Below are 2205 nucleotides of genomic sequence, written 5' to 3'. Positions count from 1 at the left end.
TGGAAGCGTTTGACGGAGGCGTGAGGTTGGGCATGATCCACTCAGACAGGAGCCCGCCATGCCCACCATGCGAGACATGCTGACCCCGGAAGTGCTCGCCGGCATGGAGAAGTGGATGGACGGCTTGGCGCCGGTCCGCTCACTCCCGCAGGCGGTAGACGAGGCCCTGGCCGACTGGCTGACAGGCCAGGGGATCTTGCCCTCCACGGACGAGCCTGAGGGCGAGCGGGATCAGGACGGCTGGGCATAGGCGATCGTACGAGCGCTTCCCTTGAGACGAGATCAGCGCCCGGTACATCCGGATGAGGCCGATACCAAAAAGGCGAAAGACGCCGACCGGGCAACGACTGCAAACAGGTTTGGACGGAAATCGGTGCCGAACTGAAGGCGCGTGACGACAAGACGGAACGGCTGCGTGCAGCGCGGCTGGCGCGAACCGCTGAAGACAAAGCGGACGAGGCGTAGGCGCCCGAAAAAGCCCGCCGCGGCGAACCGGGCGGGCTGAGGTTGTTCCTGCGGAGACAAAGACCAGCGTGCAGATAGCACAGACGCCGCTCGTCAGTTCGGCTAGAAAAACAAAGACTTCCTGACGAAACTCCATCTATATTCAGCTTACAAAGCTTTCAATTTTGCGATAGTCATCCAATAGGACGATATTTTCCTTGGGAAAATTTAAATTCAAAAATTTTTGTCTTGTGTGTTCGTAAATATTGCCTTCAGCATTTACCTCTCCCCTCGGAGGCTGGATTTTCTGTTTAACACGCGCAAGTATAGCGGCGGCCAAGGCTTTACTTATGCGCCGTCTTTTTGTAATTGCTAAGACATGCTCAAATGATCGAGTTCTCGCCACGAGAATTAGATTGTCCTCAGTCAATATAATTGATTGCTGCAGTACTGGCGAAGCTATATCAGGATCAAGATCCTGAGCAAGAGAACATATCGTTTTTACGGGTCCGAAACGCACCATTGCCAGTGCCTCAGCAGTTTTCTTTCGAACAAAAGCTGTCTCAAACTTCAAAACAATTAAGAGTGTTTCGTCAAGTATTCGTGATTTCTTTGTTTTCAACCGGAATTCTTCCTCGCTTATTATGCATTCAATTAGCAGAACAAAAGCTGGAGAATGGGAATGATTACTGTTCGGAAGCATAGTCAGCTGTTCAGCAATCAGCCGACTGACAATTCCTATTTGTGGCATGTGCTTCACTGGCGTGAGCGGGTATCTGCTGCGATGCGACGCTCTGAGGTTAGTTTTTCATGAACGCTAAGAGAAGATAGAGGTTTACTCAGCATGTATGAGCGTTTCCGCAGCCATCGGTGCTAATCCCAAGCCATGAAAGATTTCATATGCTTTCGCTGTCTTGATCAGTGTATTGAAATAGGCCCGCTATAAATCCCATTTGATGTAATATGATGTATATTATCATTGGACCTATCCCATCTGAACGCCACGAACTTTCGTAGATACCGATCCCGGTAAAATACGAGGCTATAAACAATGACGTGCATGCGAGTGTATACGCATTAAAATGCATTCCAACCATCATGCCAGATGCGAATGCGTAAAATAATACTATAATATATATGTGCTGGATGAACTACTCATCGGTTTGTGCTTCATTCCGGGGAATCGATACATCCGCTGACGCTGCGTGAGAATAGACAATCAGGTTGAGGCTAGAGTAAGATTAACCAATTGCCTGATCTGCGAATAAAAAAATAACGAAAAAGCTCGCAGTCCCTAATCATCACACGCTCGAACGGGCCCGGGGAAACGACGGCCTTCGCGGACTGACGAGTCCTACTCGTCCTGCGCCAGTTCCAACTCTCTCCCCATCTCCGGCATCTTCGTATGCGTAGTGCACAGGCCATCGAGCGTCACAGCGTTCTTACAGCGCTTTTTGATTTTTCTCGGAACGCCAATGAGCAAGCCATTCTGCATCGGTGGAACGAGCATCTCCGTCATGACCGCCCGACACTGCGGTGGCTTCGGTTTTCTGGATCGCGGCGTGGAGAACATGGGGCCTCGGTGAACCACTCCTGATAGACCCGCCCCCGTCGCACGAAAAAGCCCGGCTCAGCGGGTGCTGGCCGGGCCGAAGGCGCGAGGGAGGACCGCCACGCCAGTGGCGACCTAGAACCTTTTTTTGGAGCCTGCGGGATGATTGCGTCAAGACAAACGTGCTCAGCGCCTGCGCGCAACAAAAA

At 51.6% G+C, this 2205-nt stretch carries 2 protein-coding genes; one reads left to right on the top strand and one right to left on the bottom strand.

The annotated features are described in order from the left end of the window. Positions 1 to 58 precede the first annotated feature (58 nt). Positions 59 to 250: a hypothetical protein gene (locus MGN01_RS23135; protein ID WP_147049138.1), complete on the top strand. Its 192-nt coding sequence runs from the start codon at positions 59 to 61 to the stop codon at positions 248 to 250. 357 nt (positions 251 to 607) lie between these two features. On the opposite strand, the gene MGN01_RS23130 is transcribed toward MGN01_RS23135, so the two are convergent. After that, positions 608 to 1195 carry a DUF2336 domain-containing protein gene (locus tag MGN01_RS23130; protein WP_238258452.1) on the bottom strand — a complete coding sequence of 196 codons (588 nt, stop codon included), beginning with the start codon at positions 1193 to 1195 and terminating at the stop codon, positions 608 to 610. Between the last annotated feature and the right edge of the window lie 1010 nt (positions 1196 to 2205).

Source organism: Methylobacterium gnaphalii (assembly GCF_007992215.1).
Lineage (GTDB): Bacteria > Pseudomonadota > Alphaproteobacteria > Rhizobiales > Beijerinckiaceae > Methylobacterium > Methylobacterium gnaphalii.
Note: the sequence above shows the minus strand (reverse complement) of the source record. Positions and strands in the feature narration are given on the sequence as shown.